We start from the raw sequence: 22969 nt of genomic DNA on the forward strand, positions 1-22969 counted from the left end.
GCGCGTCTGCGCGGCGGGATAAGTTCCTTCAGCCCAAGGACTTGGGCTGGCTGGATTCCGGCTCAAGGCCGGAATGACGGAAATAAGAACGCGCCAAACGCCTTATCGCGTGAAACTCTGCGCGTTACCGGCATCAACATTGATGATGTTGCCGGTGGACTTGGCGGAAGCGTCGGACGCCAGGAAGTAGATCGCCTCGGCGATGTCTTCCGGGAAGACGTTGAGCTTCAGCATCGAGCGCTTGCGGTAATGTTCCTCCAGATCGGTCACCTCGATCTTGGATGAAGCAGCACGCTGCTCACGCCACTCGCCATTCCAGATTTTCGAACCGCGCAACACGGCATCGGGATTGACTGTGTTGACGCGAATGCCCGCTTCCGCCCCTTCAAGCGCAAGGCAACGGGCCAGATGGATTTCCGCGGCCTTCGCAGTGCAATAGGCCGACGCATTGGGTGAAGAGGCAAGGCCATTCTTGGAGGCGACGAACACGACGTTGCCGCCGAGATTCTGACGCCGCAGCAGCCGGAATGCTTCTCGGGACACAAGGAAATAGCCCGTAGCGAGAATGTCGATATTCTTGTTCCACATGGCAAGCGTCGTATCTTCCACGGGTGCGGAAGAGGCAATGCCGGCATTGGAAACGAGAATATCCACGCCGCCGAATTCCACGCTCGCTTGCGCAAAGGCCGAAATGACCGCGTCTTCCTGCGTCACATCAAGCTTGACGGTACGCACCGCGTCGGCGCTGTAACGCTTGACGAAGTCGCCTTTGGCGGCTTCCAGCGCCGTCTCGTCAATATCGGCCAGAACCACGCAGGCACCCTCACCCGCCAGCCGTTCCGCCGTTGCGCGGCCAATGCCGCCGGCGCCGCCGGTGACGAAGGCCACGCGGCCGGCAAGGCTTTTCGGCTTCGGCATACGCTGCAGCTTTGCTTCTTCCAGCAGCCAATATTCGATATCAAAGGCTTCCTGCTCGGGCAGGCCCTGATATTCCGACACGGTGGACGCGCCGCGCATGACGTTGATGGCGTTGACGTAAAATTCACCGGCGATGCGGGCGGTGGCCTTGTCCTTGGCGAAGGACAACATGCCGACGCCGGGGATGAGGAAGATCACCGGGTTCGGATCGCGCATCTTGGGCGAATTGTCGTGGCGGCAAGCCTCGTAATAACGGCTGTAGTCGGCGCGGTAAGCCTCAAGCGCTTTGTCCAAAGCCGCCGTCAGCGCATCCACATCTGGGTTCGCGGTATCGAGCTCAAGGATCAGCGGGCGGATTTTGGTGCGCAGGAAGTGATCGGGGCAGGATGTGCCGAGATTTCCGAGTGGCTTCAATTCCCTGGAATTGACGAATTCGAGAACTGCATCCTGATCGTCAAAATGGCCAAGCTTGCGCTCCTCGCGGCCAATGCGGCCACGGATTTCCGGCATCAGCCGGGCGGCGATGGCGCGGCGTTCGGCAACCGGCAGGCTCTTGGCCACGGCACCGCCGAAGATCACCTTGCCTTCGGTCTTTCCCGCAAACCACTCGATCGCCTTGTTGATGATGGCGAGCGTCAGTTCGTAACATGCCTTGGCGTCGTTATCCCAGGTGAACAGGCCGTGGCTTTCCAGCACAACGCCCTTGGCCTTGGGATTGGCCTTGACGAAGGCTTCGAGATCAAGACCGAGCTGGAAACCGGGACGACGCCATGGCAGCCAGCCGATGTCATCGCCAAAGATCTGCTGCGTCAATTCTTTTGAATTCTTCGAAGCGGCAATCGCGATGATCGCATCCGGATGCATGTGGTCGACATGATCGTAAGGCACGAAACCGTGCAGCGGCGTATCGATGGAGGCGGCACGCGGGTTAAGGTTGAAGGTGCAATGCGGCAGGAATCCCACCATGCGGTCCTCGTCTTCGACGCCCTTATAAATGCCCTTCAGCGCTTCCAGCTTGTCGAGATAAAGCGTCGCAAAACCATCGAGCTTGATGGTGCCGACATCACCGCCGGAGCCTTTGACCCACATGACGCGGACCTTCTCGCCGGTCAGCGGATCGGCTTCCAACACCTTTGCGGAGGTATTGCCGCCGCCGTAATTGGTGATGCGCTTGTCCGCACCCAGCAGATTGGAGCGATAAAGCAGCTTGCCGGGCTCATCGAGCGTCCTGGCGTAAGCGTCGTCCCAACGGCTTTCGAGAAGGCGGGATTTTCCCGTCATGTCTTCCTCCCAATATCTGTCTGCATTCGCGGAGCCGATATCGGCCCGCCTCCTTTGATGGCAGGTATCGCGCATCCAAAAGCACAATGTCAATCAAAAACGATCATAAATTTTCATGTTGCAGCGCGATATTGATTAATTTGATCGTTCTTGATTGACAACGTAAAGAGATTGCGAATAATCACGGTCAGGAGGACCCCATGCACGAACGCGAACGCCATCGCATCATCTTGAGCGCCACACAGGAAAAAGCTGTCGTGACGGTGCAGGATATTGCTGAACTCACGGATGCGTCGGAAGCGACGATCCGCCGGGATATCGCGTCTTTGCACGTTCAGGGCAAGTTGCGGCGCGTGCGCGGCGGAGCGGAAGCGGTGCATCCGCCGCAGCTCGGCAATCTTGCCGCACGCCCTTTCCGTGTTTCCGAATCGGTCAACATCGACAAGAAACGCGCAATTGCGCGCAAGGCGGTCGACCTCTGCAATGATGGCGACGCGATCATCCTGAATGGCGGCACCACGACGTTCCAGATGGTGCATTACATGGCGGCACGCCGCCTGCAGGTGATGACCAATTCCTTCGCGATTGCCGAGCATCTGGTCAAGCATTCCAAATGCAGTGTCAGCGTGCCGGGCGGCGCGATCTATCGCGACCAGAGCCTTATCCTGTCGCCTTTCGAGAATGATGCGATCCGCAATTTTTATGCGCGACGGATTTTTCTCGGCGCGCAGGGCGTGGGTGCGCTTGGCATCATGGAGTCCGACGCGCTGGTCATCCAGAGCGAACAGAAGCTGATGCGGCAGGCGGAAGAACTGATCGTGATGGTCGATTCCTCGAAATTCAGAAAACGATCCAGCCTGATTTTATGCCCGCTCGAAAATGTCACGACCATCATCACCGATGACGGGATTTCGGACGAAGCGGCAAGGATGGTGGAAGATGCCGGCGTCGAATTGCTGATCGCCGGCGCGGTGGCAGCGGGAAAAACCGCCGGTCCGCCGGATGAGGAGAATTCTTCTTCAGTCGCTTGAGGAGCGCTGGAGGGAAAAGCAAGGTTCAAAACGGGAGGAAAAGGGACATGAAACTTACACGCAGAACATTGACCAGCGTTCTGGCACTCAGCGCGGCGCTCTCCGTCGCGGGGTTTGGCAGCGTTGCCCAAGCGGCAGACGTCAAGATCGCACTGGTGGTCAAGTCACTCGGCAACGGCTTTTTCGAAGCCGCCAACAAGGGCGCCGAAGAGGCAGCGAAGGATCTCGGCGGCGTCCAGATCATCTATACAGGACCGACCAGCACCACGGCGGAAGGCCAGATCGAAGTCATCAATTCGCTGATCGCGCAGGGCGTCGATGCCATCGCCATTTCCGCCAACGACCCCGACGCCGTTGTTCCGGCGCTGAAAAAGGCGGCACAGCGCGGCATCAAGGTCATTTCCTGGGATTCCGGCGTGGCGCCCGAGGGCCGCATTCTCCAGCTTAATCCCTCTTCCAACGCGCTGATCGGCAAGATGTGCCTGCAGCTCGCCGCATCGCATCTGGAAGACGGCAAGGGCGACTTCGCCATTCTTTCGGCCACCACCACCTCCACGAACCAGAATATCTGGATCGATGAGATGAAGAAACAGCTGAAGGATTTCCCCGGCCTCAACCTCGTCACGACCGTTTACGGTGACGACCTTGCCGACAAGAGCTACCGCGAAGCGCAGGGTCTGCTCTCCTCGCAGCCGAATGTGAAGGTCATCGTAGCACCGACGACCGTTGGCGTTCTCGCCGCCTCGCAGGCCGTGAAGGATGCCGGCAAGATCGGTCAGGTCTTCGTGACCGGCCTTGGCCTGCCGTCGGAAATGGCTGGCGCCATCAAGTCCGGCGCCACCAAAGAATTCGCCATCTGGAACCCGATCGATCTCGGTTACTCCGCCACCCAGATCGCCTATCGCCTTGTGAAGGGCGAAGCCGATGGCAAGCCGGGCTCGGAAATCGAAGCCGGCCGCATGGGCAAGATCAAGGTTGGCGAAAACAGCGAAGCGGCGATGGCTGATCCGTTCATCTATGACGCGAAGAATATCGATCAGTTTTCGAAGATTTTCTGATCTGAGAAGTGACGGCAGGGCGTGGAGGGCACCCCCCTCTGTCCTGCCGGACATCTCCCCCTCAAGGGGGGAGATCGATATGCGGCGGCCTCTCGGCCATCTCCAACGTTGCGAGTGAGCGAGCGTTTTCTTCTGGCCGATCTCCCTCCTTGTGGGGGAGATGCCCGGCAGGGCAGAGGGGGGTGGCCCCGATCACTTCACTCAAAACCGACCGGTAAGACCTGATAATGCGTGCTGAAACCCAAACCATCAACATGACAGAGGCTTCGAGCGCCACGCCCATTCTGGAAATGCGCGGCATCAGCCAGATATTCCCCGGCGTAAAAGCGCTGGATGGCGTCGATATCGCGCTTTATCCCGGCAAGGTCACCGCACTGATCGGTGAGAACGGCGCGGGCAAATCCACGCTCGTCAAAATCCTCACCGGCATCTACCGCCCGAACGAAGGCGAAATCCTTCTCGATGGCAAGGCCGTGACCTTTCACGGTGCGCAAGATGCCATCGATGCCGGTGTCACCGCCATTCATCAGGAAACCGTGCTGTTCGACGAGCTCTCGGTCGGCGAAAACATCTTCCTCGGCCATGCGCCAAAAGGCCGTTTCGGCCTGATCGACTGGAAGACCATCAATGAGCGAGCCAGGGTTCTGCTGGAGCAACTGGAAAGCACCATCGATCCTACCATCCGGTTGAAAGATCTTTCGATCGCGCAGCGCCATCTGGTGGCCATCGCCCGTGCGTTGTCGGTCGAGGCGCGCATCGTGATCATGGACGAACCGACGGCTGCGCTTTCCCGCAAGGAGATCGATGATCTCTTCCGCATCGTCGAGAACCTCAAGCGGCAGGGCAAGGCGATCCTCTTCATCAGCCACAAGTTCGATGAAGTCTATGAAATCGCCGAGAATTACGCCGTGTTCCGCGACGGGAAAATGGTCGGAGCCGGCACGCTCGCCACCACGCCACAGGATGAGATCGTGCGCCTGATGGTTGGTCGCGACGTGACGAACGCCTTCCCCAAGCAAGCCGTCACGCTGGGGTCAACGGTGTTGTCGGTTCGCGATTACTCGCACCAGACAGAATTCCGCGATATTTCGCTCGAGCTGCGCAAAGGCGAGATTCTCGGCCTTTACGGGCTGATCGGCGCCGGGCGCTCCGAACTCTGCCAGTCGCTGTTCGGCATCACCCGGCCGGCTTCGGGAGAGATAAAGCTGAACGGCCAGCCGCTCACCATTCGTTCGCCGGAGGATGCGATCCGCGCCGGCATCGTTTATGTGCCGGAAGAGCGCGGCCGCCATGGGCTGGCGCTGGACATGCCAATCTATCAGAACATGTCGCTGCCCTCTCTCACGCGCACATCGCGCAAAGGGTTTCTCGCCGCCGCCAATGAATTCGCGCTGGCGCGCAAATATGCCGCGCGGCTAGACCTTCGCGCCGCCGCACTCTCAGTGCCTGTTGGCACGCTTTCGGGTGGCAACCAGCAGAAGGTGGTGATCGGCAAGTGGCTCGCCACCCAGCCCAAGGTCATCATTCTCGACGAGCCGACCAAGGGCATCGATATCGGCTCCAAGGCCGCCGTGCATGGCTTCATCAGCGAGCTTGCGGCGGAAGGGCTTTCCATCATCATGATTTCATCCGAACTTCCCGAAATCCTCGGCATGTCTGACCGTGCCATCGTCATGCGCGAAGGCCTGATGGCTGGCCAGTTCGAACGCGCCGATTTTTCTCCGGAAAAGCTGGTGCGCGCCGCCACCGGCAATGCCTGAGAGGGGCAACCACATGCAACGTCTACTCAAAAATCGCGAATGGCTGCTGGCGGGCATCATCATCGTCATGATCGCCGGTTTTGCGCTGCGCGCGCCCGGTTTCAGCCGGCCCGGCAATCTCGTCAATATCTTCAACGACACGTCCATCCTCATCATTCTGGCGCTTGGCCAGATGGCAGTCATTCTCACCAAATCCATTGATCTCTCCGTCGCCGCCAATCTCGCCTTTACCGGCATGGCGGTGGCGATGACCAACGCCGCCTTTCCGGGTATTCCCCTGCCGCTTCTCATCGCCATGGCGGTCGGCATCGGTGCGTTTCTCGGCTCGCTCAACGGCGTACTGGTCTGGTGGCTCGGCATTCCGCCCATCGTCGTTACGCTCGGCACGCTCACCATCTATCGCGGCATGGCCTTCGTGCTCTCTGGTGGTGGTTGGGTGAACGCGCACCAGCTTTCGCCGACCTTCCTCAATGTACCGCGCACCATAATCCTCGGCATGCCGGTTCTTTCATGGGTGGCGATCCTCATCATCGCCGGGGCCTGGCTGGTGCTCAGCCGCACCTCCTTCGGCCGTTCGGCCTATGCATCGGGCGGTAATCCGAGTGCAGCCGTGTATGCGGGCATCGATGTCGGCCGCACGCGCTTCTTCGCCTTCGTGCTGTCAGGCGCTCTGGCCGGTCTCGCCAGCTATCTCTGGGTCTCGCGTTATGCCGTTGCCTATGTCGATATCGCCGCCGGTTTCGAACTGGACAGCGTGGCGGCCAATGTGATTGGCGGCATCTCGATTGCCGGTGGCATCGGCTCGGTGGCCGGCGCCGTGCTTGGCGCGCTGTTCCTCGGTGTCATCAAGAACGCGCTCCCGGTCATCGGCATCTCGCCATTCGCACAGATGGCGATATCAGGCGTGGTGATCGTGCTTGCCGTCGTCTTCAACGCCCGCGCCGAAGCTCGAAAAGGCCGCATCATCCTGCGCGACCGGGCGGCAGCCGATCAGGCCAAGGAGGCCGCAGCATGAACTCGCAACCGATACAGACACCCCGCATCATCCCCGACAAGCTCGGTACGCCGCTGCGCCGTGTCATGGCCAGCTGGGAAGTGTTGCTGCTTGGCGTTGCGATCCTGATCTTCATCGCAAATTCGCTCGCCTCACCCTATTTCCTCAATGCCTGGAACCTCTCCGACGCAACCTTCAACTTCACCGAAAAGGCGATCATCGCCTTTGCCATGGCGCTGCTGATCATTGCCGGTGAAATCGATCTGTCCGTCGCCGCCATCATTGCGCTTGCCTCCACCGCCATGGGTGCGGCGGTGCAGATGGGCGTCGGCACGCCCGGCCTCGTCGCCATCGGCATCGGCACCGGGCTTTTATGCGGGGCTTTCAATGGCTTTCTGGTCGCCGGGCTGAAACTGCCGTCCATCGTCGTCACCATCGGCACGATGAGCCTGTTTCGCGGCATCTCCTATATGGTGCTGGGCGATCAGGCCTATGGCAAATATCCGGCCGACTTCGCCTATTTCGGCCAGGGTTACGTGATCTCCGTCATATCCTTCGAATTCGTGCTCTTCATCGTCATGGCCGTCCTCTTCGCCATTCTGCTGCACGCCACCAATTTCGGCCGGCAGGTCTATGTCATCGGCACCAATCCATTCGCCGCCCGCTTCTCCGGCATTCCCGTCGAGCGGGTGAAGTTCATCCTCTTCCTGCTCACCGGCCTGATGAGCGGCATCGCCGCCGTCTGCCTCACCTCCCGACTCGGCTCCACCCGCCCGTCGATCGCTCAGGGCTGGGAGCTTGAAGTGGTGACCATGGTGGTGCTGGGCGGCGTTTCCATTCTCGGCGGCTCGGGCACCATTGCCGGTGTCGTCATCGCCGCCTTCGTAATGGGCCTTGTCACCTTTGGTCTTGGGCTGCTGAACGTGCCTGGTATCGTCATGTCGATCTTCGTCGGCCTGCTTTTGATCGTCACCATCGCCATCCCCATCGTCGTCCGCCGCCTTCGGGCCATGAGAAGTTAAGCCATGCCTGAACTTGAAAAACACGCCTTCAAGATGAAACTCTTTCCCGGCAAGCAGGCGGAATATAAAAAACGCCATGACGAGATATGGCCGGAACTGGTGGCGCTGCTGCACGAGGCGGGTGTGGGCGATTACTCCATCCATCTCGATCCGGAAACCAATATCCTGTTCGGCGTGCTGACCCGCCCGAAGAACCATGGCATGGCGGCCTTGCCCGAGCATCCCGTGATGAAAAAATGGTGGGCGCACATGGCCGATATCATGGAGAGCAATCCCGATAATTCGCCTGTGGCGAAAGACCTGCTGACGGTATTCCATCTGCCATGAGCGATCCAATCATGCCCGGCCGCATCGCGGTCATCGATATCGGCAAGACCAATGCCAAGGTCGTCATTATCGACACCTGCAGTGGAGAAGAGATTGCCAGCGACCGACGGACAAACCCGGTCCTTCGCGCCGGCATTTATCCACATTACGATGTGGAAATGCTCTGGAGCTTCATTCTTGCCTCGCTTCGCCGATTTGGTCGTGAGCCGGGTTTCGACGCGATTTCCATCACCACCCATGGCGCGGCAGCGGCCCTTCTCGATGAGAACGGCGATCTTGCCATGCCGGTGCTGGATTATGAGCACAGCTATCCCGCCGCTGTTCAGCAAGCCTATCTTGGCCTGAGGCCCGATTTTTCAGAAACCGGCTCGCCGCAGCTTCCCGTCGGGCTGAACCTTGGCGCACAAATCCATTTTCAGAAAACCGCGTTTCCGCAGGAGTTCGCCAGGGTACGCAGCATCGTCACCTATGCGCAATATTGGGCGGGGCGGCTGACCGGCGTTCACGCAACCGAAACGACGTCCCTCGGTTGCCACACTGACCTCTGGAACCCTCGGCGGAAAACCTTTTCTTCGCTCGTCGATCGTCTCGGCATTGGGCAATTGATGGCGCCCGTGCGTTCCGCTTTCGATGTGCTCGGGCCGGTTCGCAGGTCACTGGCGCACGAAACCGGTCTGTCTGCAGATGTGCCTGTCTATTGCGGTATCCACGATTCCAACGCATCGCTCCTGCCGCATCTGTTGCGCCGGCAGGGCGATTTTTCGGTCGTCTCGACCGGCACATGGGTGGTGAATTTCGCCATCGGCGGCACAGTGGATGCGCTGGACCCCGCCCGTGACACGCTGTTGAATGTCGATGCTCTCGGACGCCCCGTTCCGTCCTCCCGTTTCATGGGCGGCAGGGAATATGAAATGCTGACGCAGCAATTCGGGCCTGCGCCGGACGACGAAATCGAGGCCACACTTGGTCGTGTGCTGGCCAGGGGCATGACGCTGTTGCCCAGCGTCGTCGGCGGTTCCGGCCCCTTCCCCGGAAAAACGGCGCGCTGGATTAATGACGACAATGCCACGGTCGCGGAGCGGCACGCGGCGGCATCCCTTTATCTTGCGCTTATGACGGAGTTCAGTCTTTCGCTGATCGGGCGAAAAGGCCCGGTGCTGGTTGAAGGCCCATTTGCCAGCAATGCGCTTTATCTCAAGGCGCTGGCGGGTTTTGCAGATACGGAGGTGATCGCCGTCGGCGGCTCCACGGGCACCAGCGCGGGCGCCGCACTCCTCACCGGCATAAGGCCGCTTGCCGGCCGGGAGCGTCATTTCGCTCCTGATAGCATTGCCGGGCTTGGTCCATATCGTAGCGACTGGCTCGCGCGTCTGGGTTGACGCAAAATACGAAATGCGGCCTCGAATGAAGCCGCATTTCGTTTCGTCTTAAGATCAGCCCTTGATGAAGGCCAGAAGATCGGCGTTGAGCACATCGGCGTTGATGGTCAGCATGCCGTGCGAGAAACCGGGATAGGTCTTCAGCGTGCCGTTTTTCAAGAGCTTTACCGATTTCAGCGCGGAGTCGGCAATCGGCACGATCTGGTCGTCTTCGCCGTGCAGCACCAGTGTCGGCACGCTGATCGCCTTCAGGTCTTCCGTCTGGTCGGTTTCGGAGAAGGCCTTGATGCCATCGTAGTGGGCCTTTGCGCCACCCATCATGCCCTGCCGCCACCAGTTCTGGATCACGCCTTCCTGGGCGGTCGCACCATCACGGTTGAAACCGTAGAACGGGCCGGAGGGCACATCGCGGAAGAACTGCGCGCGATTTGCGGCAAGCGCCGAGCGGAAGCCGTCAAAAACCTCGATCGGCAGGCCTTCGGGGTTTTCCGTGGTCTTCAGCATCAGCGGTGGCACGGCGGAAACGAGCACGGCCTTGGCAACGCGGCCGGCGGGTTCGCCATGTTTGGCGACATAACGGGCAACTTCGCCGCCGCCGGTGGAGTGGCCGATATGGACGGCATTCTTCAGATCGAGCGCCTCGGCGACGGCAAAGGCGTCGGCGGCGTAATGATCCATGTCGTGACCTTCGGCAACCTGGGCAGACCGGCCATGGCCACGGCGATCATGGGCGACGACGCGAAAACCCTTGGAAAGGAAGAACAGCATCTGCGCATCCCAGTCATCGGAAGAGAGCGGCCAGCCGTGATGAAACATGATGGGCTGGGCATCCTTCGGGCCCCAGTCCTTGTAGAAGATTTCGGTTCCGTCTGTCGTCTTTACAAAGCCCATGATCATTCTCCTTCGGTTGCGTTGGCATCTTCCGGTGCGGTGTCAGTTGTGCGCCGGTTTGATGGAGGGATGATGACGCAGGGCAACGGTTGCGACAATTGCAACAATAATTGGCAATGAATTGCTGTTTATGAAATTATCTTTTCGATCCGCCTGGCTGCACACGCATCGAACCGCTCCGCGCCCTCACTCTGCAGTGAGAACGAGAGGATAGGCAGACGGTTCCGTGAATTCAATCACCTACTGGGGCGACCCTCGTCTTCAATCCACCTCGGGATCGTATTCCCTCGGGCTGTCATCCTTGGAAAACAACACACAAGGTCCGCGGGAACCGCGCGGATCATAGGCATAGCCCTTGGCCGTCAGCGCCTGCATGATATCGCGAACCCCGGCAAGGCCATAAAGATGGTCATGCAGCTCGACGAATATCCGCTCCACGCCGGCAAGATCGGCCCTGCCAAGCAGGTCACGTTCGGCGCCTTCAATATCCATCACGAGGGCGGTAATGCCGTGGCCGGCAATAAATTCATCGATATTTTCGGAAGAGATTTCGATGCGCTGTTCATAAGGCCCCTGATTTTCGTCCATGGAGGACATCCAGAGATCCTTGCGGACGTAGAAAGGATAGGTGCTCGGCGCATCGGCGGTGAGAAGCCCCTGCGAAAACACGACATTGCCGCGGCAATTGGCCTTGAGCACCCGCTCTGCCAGCGCCGCCGTCGAAGGATTGGCCTCGAAAGCCCACACCGAAACATCGTCAATGCCGGCAATGATGGAGGTGATGATGCCGATGCCCGACCCCAGTTCCAGCACGCGGTCGCCGGGCTTGATGGCTTTCAGGACGCTGCGGGCCTCTTTCGCCTCATAGCTGCCGTCGGTCAGCGCCTGCCAGATGACGGGCGATACCTCATCGGAAGAAAGAGGCAGGGCAACTCCATGCACGTCCAGTATTTCCATGTCTCAAGCCTTTTCGCAAAACCCGGTCGTTTCACCAGAACGATCCCGTATCGACCGGAATGCTCTACAGCATCGGTGCAGCAACCGGTATCGGTTTTAGCAGGAACCGATGCATCCGGTTAAAATTTCGATACGCTTGCGGTGATGCGAAAAGGGGATTTCAGACGGAACTCCAGAACACCAGCTCCTTGGCTGGCAACGGCCTGCTGATCAGATAACCCTGTACCTGATCGCAACCCAGACGTCGGACGCACTCATATTGCTCTTCCGTCTCGATGCCTTCGGCAATCGTGGTCATTCGCAGACTACGGCCCACCCCGACCACAAATTCGACGATCGCCAGCGCGTCACGGTCGCTGGTGATATCGCGCAGGAAGGACCGGTCGATCTTGATCTTGTCGAAGGGAACGCCACGCAAATTCGCAAGCGAGGAATAGCCTGTGCCAAAATCATCCATGGCGATCTTGATGCCGACATCCTTCAGCCGGGTCAGCGTATTGATCGTCTGGTCGCTCTTGTTCAGCAGGATCGATTCGGTGATCTCAAGCTCAAGCCGGCTCGGCTCCAGCCCGCTTTTTTCAAGGGCACCCATGACGTTCTGGATGAGGTTGGTGCTGTGAAACTGAACCGGTGACAGGTTTACCGCCACTTTCATGTCGTCGTCCCAGCCCATCGCCTCGCGGCAGGCGGTCTCCATCACCCATTTTCCGAGCGAATGGATAAGGCCGGTTCGTTCCGCAACGGGAATGAACACGCTGGGCGGCACATCCCCCCGCACGGGATGCTTCCAGCGCAGAAGTGCCTCGAAGCCGCAGAGCTTGCGTGTCTGCGTTGCCACCTGCGGCTGGTAATAGACTTCCATCTCATCGTTCTGCAGCGCCGTCTGCAGATCGGCCTCGAAGGATTTCTTTTCGGTCAGCTGCTTCTGCATACGGACCTTGAAAACACTCGCCCGGCCCGGACCGATGGCTTTCGCCTCATAAAGCGCCAGATCGGCGCGTTTGAACAATTCATCCGCATCGACTGTACCATGCGATATGGCGATGCCGATGCAGGTGCCGATTTTGACCTCCTGCACGCCAAGCTGGTAAGTGCGGCTGATCTGGTCGATGAGCTTGGAGGCAAGGCGGCGGGCCGTGTCCTCGTTAAGGTCATCGGAGACCACGGCAAATTCGTCGCCGCCCAGCCGGCATACCATGTCGTAATCGCCGCTGATGGCCGAAAGCCGCTGCGCCACGGCCTGGAGCAGCGCATCACCCGCATCGTGGCCAAGCGTATCGTTGACGTCCTTGAACCCGTCGAGATCAAGCAGAAGGATCGCCGTCGTTCCGGTACCGCCGAAGGATCGGCGCAATCTCTCGATCAATTCCTGGCGGAACAGGGACCGGTTGGGCAGCCCGGTCAGCGCGTCGTGATAGGCGTCATGTTCCAGCCGCACGTTTTTCGCCTGCAGCTCCAGCGTTGCGGCGCGCAGATCGTCCGTCAGGCCGCGCATGCTTTTCTGTGCACGATTCAGAAGGTCGTTCTGACGAAGCAGCAATATGACGAGCGCGATACCGCAGAGGATGAGGCCACCCGCCAACGCGGTATAGACGATGTGAAGCTTGCGCACATCCTCATGGGCTGTATCAATGAGATTGACGTCATAGGCCACTGATGACGAGGCCAGTGTCGTCATCGGCGCATCAAGCGCGCTCATGGCCGAAAGCAGATCCGGAACATCCGCCGGTTCCAGACTGTTAATCTGCTGTTCCAGGCGCGCCAGAACGGCATCAAGCTGGGTTACCAGATCTCGCCACTGCTGCTTTTCATGGATGAAGGCCCCCAGATTGCCCTGTTTCAAAAGCTCCAGGCGGCTGAGCATGATGTCCAGACGCAACTGCAATTCGTCCCGGTCAAGCTTACCGGGGCTTAGCGCGAATACGGCAAGCTTGTTCTGAAGGCGAAGATACTCCGCCACGGTCTGGCTGACGGCCCACGAATCGTTATAGCGGGCGAACTTCTGCAAAGCGGTTTGCCGCTCGGCAATGACGAAAGCGATATAGCCCGTTGCCAGGACGAAGCAACAGATGATCACCGCCACAAGTTTTCGCAAACGGCACCTTTATTCCACTATCAATTTGGCGACTTGCCACGCGGACCGCGAATAATAGGTCTGCTTCTGTAATTCCGGGTCGCTGTCATAGGGGTAAATGACGAACAACGGACCCTTTTCTCGAACTGTCATGTAGTTGCCATCCAGTTTGATCGCCAGAATAACGTTAAATTTCTTAAAATCCTCAACCGGTATCGTGCTGACATAATCATTAAGAGCAACCGCCGTGATGCTGGTGCCCGTCGCACCGACGACCTCCATCAATTTTTCCAGCGAAACACCATCGAAACGGACGCGACCATCGTGCCATGGCGTCGTCGTCTCCACCGTCACCATGCCAAGCGCCTCCAGCATGTCGCGATCGAACTGCGCAGCACCATCGGCATTCGTATTGGTGATCTTGCCGGATATGGTTAATATCGGCTTTCCTTGCGGTTTGGCAATTGTCCCCGCTTGGGCACAGGAAAGCCACACGAGCGACAAGAACGCGCTGAGAAGTACCCGGGCGAAACTCATACTTTTTCTCCATCGATAACGTTCAGGTCGAAGGTTTTCGCCAACCGCTGATGGTCAAGGGAACCGACGTCCGCAATATATATCAGGAAAGTATGTTATATCCTCACTGAGATTTTATCCGTATTTTCTCTAGGTTTTGAGTAAACCCTTTGGATAATTTTTCCGTCTTATTTGTACTTTTTTACGTTTCGCGCACTGTTATGACGCATGCAAAGCCCGCTCATGCCGCCACACCAAATTCCTCCGGCGGAACGAAGGCCAAATCGTGACGGGGGCTTTCCTGGCCACATACGGAAACATGTGATTCGCGCAAACCGGAGGTTGCGACCGGAAACCCGGCATCGACTTGCATGCTAAACATAAATGACAAAAGACAAGTTCCACGTCACAGAAAAATCATCGTCTTTGCCAGAGCCGACGGTTGAAACATACCGCGCGGAACTTAATATAAAGGCTGTCGTTTCCGTTTCCGGCAACTCCAGAATCCCCGCCGGAAATGTCCAGACACACGTTCCGCGCAGCGAAAGCCGCGATGCCGGATATCGTCCGGCCAGGAAAATTCTGTTCACGTCTCCGGGCCGGACGGCATCCGCCGTATTGGCCGCATCATGAAGGTAGCCCCTATGCACACCTATCCCGACATCAAACTTCTCATTGATGGCGAATGGCGAGACGCCGTTTCCGGCAAGACGATCGCCGTGTCCGATCCGGCAACCGACGAGATCATCGGCGCGATCGCCCATGCAGAGAAGGAAGACCTCGATCTGGCACTTGCCGCCGCTGACCGCGGTTTCAAGGTGTGGCGCGACACCTCGCCCTTCGAGCGTTCGAAAATCATGCGCAAGGCCGCGGATATCCTGCGCGAGCGCAAGGACAAGATCGCCTATATGATGACGCGCGAGCAGGGCAAGCCGCTGGCGCAATCCGGTACCGAAATCATGGGCGCCGCCGATACCATCGACTGGTTCGCCGAAGAAGCACGCCGCACCTATGGCCAGGTCATTCCCGCGCGTGCGGCCGGCGTTTCGCAGCTTGCCATCAAGCTGCCGGTCGGTCCCGTTGCAGCGTTTACGCCGTGGAACTTCCCGATCAACCAGATCGTCCGCAAGCTTTCCGCAGCGCTCGCCACCGGCTGCTCCATCATCGTCAAGGCGCCGGAGGAAACCCCGGCATCGCCGGCGGAACTCATCCGCGCTTTCGTGGATGCCGGCGTACCGGCGGGCGTTATCGGTCTCGTTTACGGCGTCCCATCAGAGATTTCGGAATATCTGATCCCGCATCCGATCATCCGCAAGATTTCCTTCACCGGCTCCACTCCGATCGGCAAGCACCTCGCGGCGCTGGCCGGCAAGCACATGAAGCGCGCCACGATGGAACTCGGCGGCCATGCGCCGGTGATGATCTTCAACGACGCCGATATCGAAAAAGCGATTGAGGTGACTTCGCTTTCGAAGTTCCGCAATGCCGGACAGGTCTGCGTGGCCCCCACCCGCTTCCTCGTGCAGGACGGCGTTGCGGACCGTTTCCTTGAAGGTTTCGTGGAAGCCGCCAAGGCGGTCAAGGTCGGCAATGGTCTGGAAGACGGCGTCATCATGGGTCCGCTCGCCAATGAGCGGCGTATTCCGGCGCTGGAAGGCCTCATCAGCGACGCGGTTTCCCATGGCGGCGAATTGAAGACCGGCGGCCGCCGCATCGGTAACAAGGGCAACTTCTTCGAACCGACGGTTCTCGCCAACGTGCCGACCACCGCCAAGATCATGAATGACGAGCCCTTCGGCCCGGTCGCAATCATCAACCGCTTCTCGAGCTTCGACGATGCGGTTGCCGAAGCCAACCGCCTGCCCTTTGGTCTTGCATCTTATGCCTTCACCGGTTCGGTCAAGACCGCACATGCGCTCGGCCATCAGGTTGAAGCCGGCATGCTGACCATCAACCACAATGGCTTGGCGCTTCCCGAAGTCCCCTTCGGCGGCATCAAGGATTCCGGTTACGGTACAGAAGGCGGCTCGGAAGCCGTTCAGGCCTATCTGGAGACCCGCTTCATCAGCCAGATGAGCTGATTTGCGCAAAAATCTCTTCTCCCCGCCGGGGAGAAGATGGCCTGAAGGGTCAGATGAGGGGCAAGCTCTCCGCATATCTTTGCCGTTGCCCCTCATCCCGCTGCCGCGACCCTCTCTCCCTCGGGGAGAAGGCGAAAGTCGCGGTCGCTCGATAGATTCTCACCTCCGAGAGTTGCCATAGCTTGCCTCCAGCCTCATCCTGCCTTAAAAGAACAAAAAGTGAACTTTGAGGGCGATATGAGCGACACGGCGGCACCGGCGTTGAAGGAAATCTTCAACCGCGAAAAATTGCGGCATATTGCCGATCAGACCAAGGCCGTGCATCCGCCGTTTGATGTTTCCGCCTTCATGGCACTCGCAACGACGAATCTCGACGCGCTCGGCATCATGCAGCGCATGCGGCAGGTAGCGACCAGCCTGCATGCCGCGCTGCCGGGCGACTATGCCCGCAACATCGAAATCCTGACCGCTGCTGCCCCCGGCATCGGCAATGGCTTTGCATCCATTTCGCTGCCGGAATATGTGGCGCTTTATGGCCTCTGCGATTTCGATCTTTCCATGCAGGCGCTGCAATATTTCACCCGCTTCGGCTCCTCGGAATTCGCCATCCGCCATTTTTTGCAAAAGGATATCGCCCGCACCCTTGCCGTGATGGAAACATGGTCGCAGCACGAGAACGAGCATGTACGGCGTCTGGCAAGCGAAGGCTGCAGGCCGCGCCTGCCCTGGTCGTTCCAGCTCAAGCCGCTGATCGACGACCCGTCGCCGGTAACCGCAATCCTGGATACAATGAAAGCCGATGAAGCGCTTTACGTGCGCAAATCGGTTGCCAATCACCTGAACGACATCACCAAGGACAATCCCGCCTTCGTGCTGGCGATGATCGACACATGGCCGAAAGACAATCCGCATACGCGCTGGATTACCCGGCAAGCCTTGCGTACGCTGATCAAGAAGGGCGATGCGGCCGCACTCTCCCATCTCGGCGCGCATGAGGAAGCGCAGATCGCGCTTGCAGCGTTTCAGGTTTCACCGGAAAAGATCGTTCTCGGCAATCCCGTGCGGATTTCGGCCTCCTTCACCTCCACGGCAAGGAGCCCGCAGAAACTGGTGATCGATTACGCCGTGCATTACGTCAAGAAGAGCGGCGACGCCTCGGCGAAGGTCTTCAAGTGGAAGGAGATCGAACTTCAGCCGGGCGAGACATGCGCACTGTCAATCAGCCGCGCCATGCGCGACTTTACCACCCGCAAGCACTATGCCGGTGTCCACAAGGTCGATCTCATGGTCAATGGCAGGCTGGCAGCCGAGGCCTCTTTCGAGCTTCTGATCTAAGGCTGCCAAGGGTCTCTCACGCCGCCGGGAAAATCTTTGCCCGGCGGATGATGATGGAGCCACGATCACCGGCGGCGACATCATTTTCCGGCGGCACGTCGAATTCCAGGAGATCACCGCCATCGGTGCTGGCGATCACCCGGCGCTCTCCCGCCCGGTCGAGAACCCGCGCCACCGAAGCCGGAATGCCCTCATGCAGGTCCTCCCATTCGAGATCGCCGGGACGGGCATAGATATCGACGGCGCCATCTCCCTGTCCATAGGAGAAGGGCAGTTCATTGTCGCCGACATAGACCTTGCCGCCACGCGCCACGCCGGAAACCCGGTTGGCATCGCCGAGAAAACGCATGACGAACGAACTATTCGGCTGGCGGCACACTTCTTTCGGCGTTCCCTGCTGCACGATCTCTCCCTGGTTGAGAATGACGACACGGTCAGCCAGATCGAGCGCCTCTTCCTGATCATGCGTCACGAAAATCGTGGTGATGCCAAGCGCATCATGGATTTCGCGCAGCCAGCGACGCAGGTCGCGGCGCACATTGGCGTCGAGCGCGCCGAATGGCTCATCCAGCAGAAGAACTTTCGGGTCGACCGAAAGGGCGCGCGCCAATGCCACGCGTTGCCGCTGCCCGCCGGATATCTGCGCCGGGAAACGGTCACCCAGACCGTCGAGTTTGACGAGGTTCAAAAGTTCCGCGACACGGGCGTCAATCGCCGCCTTGTCACGCTTGACCTTTGATACCTTCATGCCGAAGGCGATGTTCTCATGCAGCGTCATATGCGGGAAAAGCGCATAATGCTGGAACACGAAACCGACGCCGCGGTCGCGCACCGGAATATTGGTGGCGTCCTCGTTCCCAAACAGGATGCGGCCGCCATCGCTATATTCGAGACCGGCAACCATGCGCAAAATCGTCGTCTTGCCGGAGCCGGACGGCCCGAGCAGCGCCAGAAGCTCGCCGCTTTCGATATCGAGTGAGACATCACGCACGGCGCGGAAGGTATCGAAGGTCTTCACCACATTTTCGAGGCGGATTTTCATGGGAATCAGGTCTCCGTGGCGATGGCGGCATCGCCGTTGGTCTTTTTGCGCCCACGCCCGGCACCGCGCCGTTCCAGCGCCACCTTGGCGATGATGGTGACGACGGCGAGCAAAGCAAGGATCGAGGCCGAGGCAAAGGCGCCGGCCGTCTGGTAATCGTGGTAGAGCAGCTCGATATGCAGCGGCAGCGTGTTGGTCTGGCCGCGAATATTGCCTGACACGACCGATACCGCGCCAAACTCACCCATCACGCGGGCGTTGCACAGAACAACACCATAAAGCAGCGCCCATTTGATATTCGGTAGCGTCACCGAAAAGAAGGTGCGCCAGCCGGATGCGCCAAGCGAGGTTGCCGCCTCTTCCAGATCACGGCCCTGCGCCTGCATCAAGGGAATGAGTTCACGCGCCACGAAAGGTGCCGTGACGAACATCGATGCGATGACGATGCCGGGCAGCGCGAAGAGTATCTTGATATCATGCGCATCTAGGAACGGCCCGAACAACCCCTGTAATCCGTAAACAAAGAGATAGGCGACACCGGCGACGATCGGCGAGATGGAGAAGGGTATTTCGATCAGCACCAGCAGGAAGCGCCGGCCGGGAAAATCGAACTTGGTGATAGCCCATGCGGCCGCAACGCCGAAGGCCGTGTTGATGGGCACGGCGATCAACGCCGTCAGCACCGTCAGCATAATGGCGTGGCGGGTGTCGGGATGGGTGATGGTGGCGGAATAGACCTTCCAGCCCTGCGAAAAAGCCTCGACGCCGATGATGATCAGCGGGGCGACAACCAGCAAAGCGCCGATGACCAGCACGAAGGCGATCAGGCTGCGGCGAACCCAGTTTGCATCTCCGACCCGCGGAGGCTTGCGGTGTTGGGAAAAGGCGCTCATGTCCTAGCTCCTCACCGTGTAACGCAATGCGCGTGTCTGCAGGTAATTGGTCACCGCCAGCATGATGAAAGCGGTGATGAGCAATACGGAGGCGATGGCGGCTGCGGCCTGATAATCATATTCTTCCAACCGGATGAAGATCAGCAGCGCGGTGATTTCAGTCGAAAATGGCTGGTTGCCGGCAATGAAGATGATCGCTCCGAATTCGCCGAGGCTGCGGGCGAAGGAAAGCGACAGACCGGCCAGAAGAGCGGGCGTCAAAAGCGGCAGGATGACCTTGCGGAAGATTTCGAGATCCGAACCACCGAGCGACTGCGCCGCTTCCTCCAGCGCCGGATCGAGGTCTTCCAGCACCGGCTGCACGGTGCGCACGATGAAGGGCAGGCTGGTAAAGGCCATCGCCACCATGATGCCAACAGGCGTATAGGCCACCTTGATGCCGAGCGGTGCCAGCAGCGAACCGAACCAGCCATTGCCCGCAAACAGCGTCGTCAACGCAATGCCGGCGACGGCGGTGGGCAGCGCAAAGGGCAGATCGACGATGGCATCAACGAAACGCCAGCCGGGAAAGCGGTAACGCGTCAGCACCCAGGCAAGCGCCAGCCCGAAAATGACATTGAACAGCGTGGCGGCCAGCGCGCAGAGCACGGTGACGCGATAACTGGCAACGGCGCGCGGCGAAGAAATGATAGCCCAATATTCGGCCGGCCCAAGGCTTGCCGCCTTGAACACCAGTGCCGAGAGCGGCAGGAGCACGATGATCGCGACGTAAGTCAGGGTAACGCCAAGGGACAATTTCAGCCCCGGCAGAACATTCCGCTTCAAACCCCCGCCCCCATTTCATCATGAAGCGACCCGGCAGTTTCCCGCCGGGTCGTTTTCAAGTTCCGTTTCGTTGTGATTAGCGGCTGCCGTAAAGCGTATCAAGCGTCGCGCCGGATGCAAAATGCTCTTTCTGGATTTTATCCCAGCCGCCGAACACGTCATTGACGTTGACGAGGCGAATGGCCGGAAAGTCACCCTTGAATTCGCCGACGACTTTTTCATCATGCACGCGGTGGCCGAACTGCGCCGCAATGCGCTGGCCTTCTTCCGTATAGAGGAAATCAAGGTAGCTCTTGGCCAGTTCACGCGAACCGCGCTTGTCGACCACCTTGTCCACAACCGCCACCGGGAATTCGGCCAGCAGGCTGACGGAAGGCACGACGCCTTCAACCTTGTCCTTGCCATATTGCTTGGCAATGCCACGGGTCTCGGCCTCGAAGGTGATCAGCACGTCGCCGATTTCACGCTCGACGAAAGTGGTGGTGGCAGCACGGCCCCCGGTGTCGAAAACCGGCGTGTTGTCGAAGATTTTCTTAACGAATTCCTGAACCTTCTTCTCGTCGCCGTTGAACTTCTCCTTGGCGTAAGCCGTGGCGGCAAGGTAGGTGTAGCGGGCATTACCCGAGGTTTTCGGATTGGGGAAAACGACCTTCACGTCGTCACGGGCAAGGTCGTCCCAATCCTTGATGCCCTTGGGATTGCCGGCCCGCACGAGGAAGGACGGGAAGGAATAGAACGGCGAAGCGTCGTTCGGGAAATCCTTCTGCCAGTCGGCGGAGACAAAACCCTGCTTCACCAGAAAGTCGACATCGGTCACCTGGTTGAAAGTGACGACATCAGCTTCCAGACCCTCAACAATGGCACGCGCCTGCTTGGAGGTGCCGGCATGCGACTGATCGACAGTAACGCCCGGGTGCTGCTTGATGAAAGCCTCATTCTCGGCCGCAAAAACCTCGCGAGCGACATCGTAAGATGCGTTGAGAATGGTGGTCGGAGACTGCGCCTGCGCCGCACCTGCAAAAAGGGCGGCAATGGCAGTGCCGATAATAAGAAGACGTTTCATGAATACCCCCGGAAAATCGAATGGTGCTCAACATAGAGGGCGGAGGCAACTGCGGCGAGAAACAGTCATGCTTTACGGAAGCATGAACTGGAAATTTCACCCAAAGAACAAAATTTCCATAGGCGATGATTTCATATATGGCGACAAGGCGGATTTCTTTTGCGTCGAACTAAAGACGGTGCTCGGGAAACAGGTTGCCGGAATGATCAACAAGGTAGCGTGAAATATCCTCCTCGCGCACCTCCTCCAGCCGCGCCGGTCGCCAGCGCGGATTGCGGTCCTTGTCGACCAAGGCGGCACGCACGCCTTCGTAAAAATCATGCTGGCGCAATATCTCGGTGCCGGCGGCAAACTCCCGCTCCAGACACTCGATCAGGCTCGCACTTTCGCGGCCAAGGCGCAGAAGCTTCAGTGTCAATTTCAGGCTGGTGGGAGAACGTTTTTGCAGAACTTCAAGCGTTTCTCGCGAAAAGGCATCATCGCGCATCGAAAGCGCTGCGAAAATCTCCTCGACGGTATCGAAGCGGAATGTAGCATCGATGACCTCCCGGTTTTTAGCCAGCACGCCTTCATCCGCATCGGTGGCATAGGCCGCTATCGCCGCCTCCACACCTTCGACATCCGTCGTTTGCGACAGATCCTGCATCAGAGCTTCGAGACGGTCCGAAGGGACGAAATAATCGGCAAACCCGGCATAGATCGCGTCGGCAGCGTTAACGGCGTTGCCGGTTAGCCCGAGCCACGTGCCGCATTCGCCTCGCGCCTTCGGCAAAAGCCAGGAGCCGCCAACATCCGGGAAATAACCGATACCCGTTTCCGGCATGGCAAGCCTTGTCCGCTCGGTGACGATGCGGTGGCTGCCATGAGCGGAAATACCGACACCACCTCCCATGACGATGCCATCCATCAACGCGACATAGGGTTTGCCAAAACGGGCGATCCGATAGTTGAGCGGGAATTCTTCGCGCCAGAAATCAAGCACCTGCGGGTCACCCGCCTTGCCGAGATCGTGAATGATGCGGACATCACCCCCGGCACAGAGCCCTTTTTCGCCCTCCCCCCTCAGCACGACGCAGGATATGCCGGGGTCTTCCTCGAAACGCTGCAGCGCCTGAAACAGGGCGCGCACCATCGGCAATGTCAGGCTGTTGATGGCTTTCGGACGGTTAAGGCTGATGATGCCGGCCCTTTGCCGTTTCTCTACGATGACCTGCACCTCCGCTTCGGTTCCCAGTTCCAATCTCGCCTCCTCCGCTGCCAGTTATCCACCCATCTTGGCGGCCTTGGCGCAATCACGCAACGTTGATCTTCTCGTATGGGAACGTCTTTCGCTTAAACCGCTTTCCCAAGCGTAAAATGCCTGGAATCCGCTTTCGCAATGCAGCATGTTTGCTTGACGCCCGGAAGATCATGGCATGTAATGGGTCCTGGAAATGCCGGCATTGATTCCTGTCGAGCGTGTGCCGGACCAAGCGGAATGTCGCCTTCTCAAAGGCGCTGTAAACAGCAACGGGAGACGAGC

The 22969-nt window shown here is 58.9% G+C and carries 19 protein-coding genes; 9 read left to right on the plus strand and 10 right to left on the minus strand.

Going from position 1 to position 22969, the window contains the following annotated elements; translation table 11 throughout:
- Nucleotides 1–102: 102 nt before the first annotated feature.
- Nucleotides 103–2199 carry a bifunctional rhamnulose-1-phosphate aldolase/short-chain dehydrogenase gene (locus EXN68_RS13375; RefSeq protein WP_142841400.1) on the minus strand — a complete coding sequence of 699 codons (2097 nt, stop codon included), beginning with the start codon at nt 2197–2199 and terminating at the stop codon, nt 103–105.
- A 200-nt stretch (nt 2200–2399) separates the two neighbouring features.
- Here EXN68_RS13375 and EXN68_RS13380 point away from each other — a divergent pair, with 200 nt between their 5' ends.
- From EXN68_RS13380 to EXN68_RS13410, 7 genes are all read left to right on the plus strand, one after another.
- The gene (locus EXN68_RS13380) at nt 2400–3230 is read left to right on the plus strand and encodes a DeoR/GlpR family DNA-binding transcription regulator (protein WP_065118076.1); all 831 of its coding nucleotides are present in this window, start codon (nt 2400–2402) and stop codon (nt 3228–3230) included.
- 47 nt (nt 3231–3277) lie between these two features.
- A complete protein-coding gene (rhaS, locus tag EXN68_RS13385; RefSeq protein ID WP_142841401.1) occupies nt 3278–4288 on the plus strand; it encodes a rhamnose ABC transporter substrate-binding protein in 1011 nt (336 codons plus the stop codon).
- Between the two features lie 227 nt (nt 4289–4515).
- Nucleotides 4516–6048, plus strand: coding sequence for a sugar ABC transporter ATP-binding protein (locus EXN68_RS13390; protein ID WP_142841402.1), 1533 nt, complete (start codon nt 4516–4518; stop codon nt 6046–6048).
- A gap of 13 nt (nt 6049–6061) precedes the next feature.
- Nucleotides 6062–7063, plus strand: a complete 1002-nt coding sequence (locus EXN68_RS13395; protein WP_142841403.1) for an ABC transporter permease — start codon at nt 6062–6064, stop codon at nt 7061–7063.
- Nucleotides 7060–8064 carry an ABC transporter permease gene (locus tag EXN68_RS13400; protein ID WP_142841404.1) on the plus strand — a complete coding sequence of 335 codons (1005 nt, stop codon included), beginning with the start codon at nt 7060–7062 and terminating at the stop codon, nt 8062–8064. Before EXN68_RS13395 ends, EXN68_RS13400 begins: the two co-directional genes overlap by 4 nt.
- 3 nt (nt 8065–8067) lie before the next feature.
- On the plus strand, nt 8068–8391 hold the full coding sequence (gene rhaM, locus EXN68_RS13405) for an L-rhamnose mutarotase (protein ID WP_142841405.1): 324 nt from the start codon (nt 8068–8070) through the stop codon (nt 8389–8391).
- Nucleotides 8388–9770: an FGGY-family carbohydrate kinase gene (locus EXN68_RS13410; protein ID WP_142841406.1), complete on the plus strand. Its 1383-nt coding sequence runs from the start codon at nt 8388–8390 to the stop codon at nt 9768–9770. The genes rhaM and EXN68_RS13410 overlap by 4 nt, the downstream gene beginning before the upstream one ends.
- A 54-nt stretch (nt 9771–9824) precedes the next feature.
- Here EXN68_RS13410 and EXN68_RS13415 read toward each other — a convergent pair whose 3' ends face one another.
- The 4 genes from EXN68_RS13415 to EXN68_RS13430 all read right to left on the minus strand — a co-directional run bounded on the left by EXN68_RS13415 (nt 9825) and on the right by EXN68_RS13430 (nt 14229).
- On the minus strand, nt 9825–10661 hold the full coding sequence (locus EXN68_RS13415) for an alpha/beta fold hydrolase (RefSeq protein ID WP_142841407.1): 837 nt from the start codon (nt 10659–10661) through the stop codon (nt 9825–9827).
- A 261-nt stretch (nt 10662–10922) separates the two neighbouring features.
- A complete protein-coding gene (locus EXN68_RS13420; protein ID WP_142841408.1) occupies nt 10923–11618 on the minus strand; it encodes an FkbM family methyltransferase in 696 nt (231 codons plus the stop codon).
- A 160-nt stretch (nt 11619–11778) separates the two neighbouring features.
- Nucleotides 11779–13713 (minus strand): putative bifunctional diguanylate cyclase/phosphodiesterase, encoded by a 1935-nt coding sequence (locus tag EXN68_RS13425; RefSeq protein ID WP_142841409.1) that lies wholly within the window; start codon nt 13711–13713, stop codon nt 11779–11781.
- Nucleotides 13714–13722: 9 nt separating this feature from the next.
- Nucleotides 13723–14229, minus strand: coding sequence for a putative pterin-binding protein (locus tag EXN68_RS13430; RefSeq protein WP_142841410.1), 507 nt, complete (start codon nt 14227–14229; stop codon nt 13723–13725).
- 623 nt (nt 14230–14852) lie between these two features.
- Here EXN68_RS13430 and EXN68_RS13440 point away from each other — a divergent pair.
- Both EXN68_RS13440 and EXN68_RS13445 read left to right on the plus strand, forming a co-directional pair.
- Complete coding sequence (locus EXN68_RS13440) at nt 14853–16289, plus strand: NAD-dependent succinate-semialdehyde dehydrogenase (protein ID WP_142841411.1); 1437 nt, start codon at nt 14853–14855, stop codon at nt 16287–16289.
- A gap of 237 nt (nt 16290–16526) precedes the next feature.
- On the plus strand, nt 16527–17624 hold the full coding sequence (locus EXN68_RS13445) for a DNA alkylation repair protein (RefSeq protein ID WP_142841412.1): 1098 nt from the start codon (nt 16527–16529) through the stop codon (nt 17622–17624).
- A gap of 16 nt (nt 17625–17640) precedes the next feature.
- On the opposite strand, the gene EXN68_RS13450 is transcribed toward EXN68_RS13445, so the two are convergent.
- The 5 genes from EXN68_RS13450 to EXN68_RS13470 form a co-directional block, all read right to left on the minus strand.
- Nucleotides 17641–18666 carry a sulfate/molybdate ABC transporter ATP-binding protein gene (locus EXN68_RS13450; RefSeq protein ID WP_142841413.1) on the minus strand — a complete coding sequence of 342 codons (1026 nt, stop codon included), beginning with the start codon at nt 18664–18666 and terminating at the stop codon, nt 17641–17643.
- A gap of 5 nt (nt 18667–18671) precedes the next feature.
- Nucleotides 18672–19559 carry a sulfate ABC transporter permease subunit CysW gene (gene cysW, locus EXN68_RS13455; RefSeq protein WP_142841414.1) on the minus strand — a complete coding sequence of 296 codons (888 nt, stop codon included), beginning with the start codon at nt 19557–19559 and terminating at the stop codon, nt 18672–18674.
- Nucleotides 19560–19562: 3 nt separating this feature from the next.
- Nucleotides 19563–20384, minus strand: coding sequence for a sulfate ABC transporter permease subunit CysT (gene cysT / locus EXN68_RS13460; protein WP_142841415.1), 822 nt, complete (start codon nt 20382–20384; stop codon nt 19563–19565).
- A gap of 76 nt (nt 20385–20460) precedes the next feature.
- Nucleotides 20461–21447 (minus strand): thiosulfate ABC transporter substrate-binding protein CysP, encoded by a 987-nt coding sequence (gene cysP / locus EXN68_RS13465; RefSeq protein WP_142841416.1) that lies wholly within the window; start codon nt 21445–21447, stop codon nt 20461–20463.
- A gap of 169 nt (nt 21448–21616) precedes the next feature.
- Nucleotides 21617–22687 (minus strand): enoyl-CoA hydratase/isomerase family protein, encoded by a 1071-nt coding sequence (locus tag EXN68_RS13470; RefSeq protein ID WP_142841417.1) that lies wholly within the window; start codon nt 22685–22687, stop codon nt 21617–21619.
- Nucleotides 22688–22969 lie beyond the last annotated feature (282 nt).

It is taken from the genome of Martinezella rhizogenes (genome assembly GCF_007002745.1).
In the GTDB taxonomy this organism is placed as follows: Bacteria; Pseudomonadota; Alphaproteobacteria; order Rhizobiales; family Rhizobiaceae; genus Agrobacterium; species Agrobacterium cucumeris.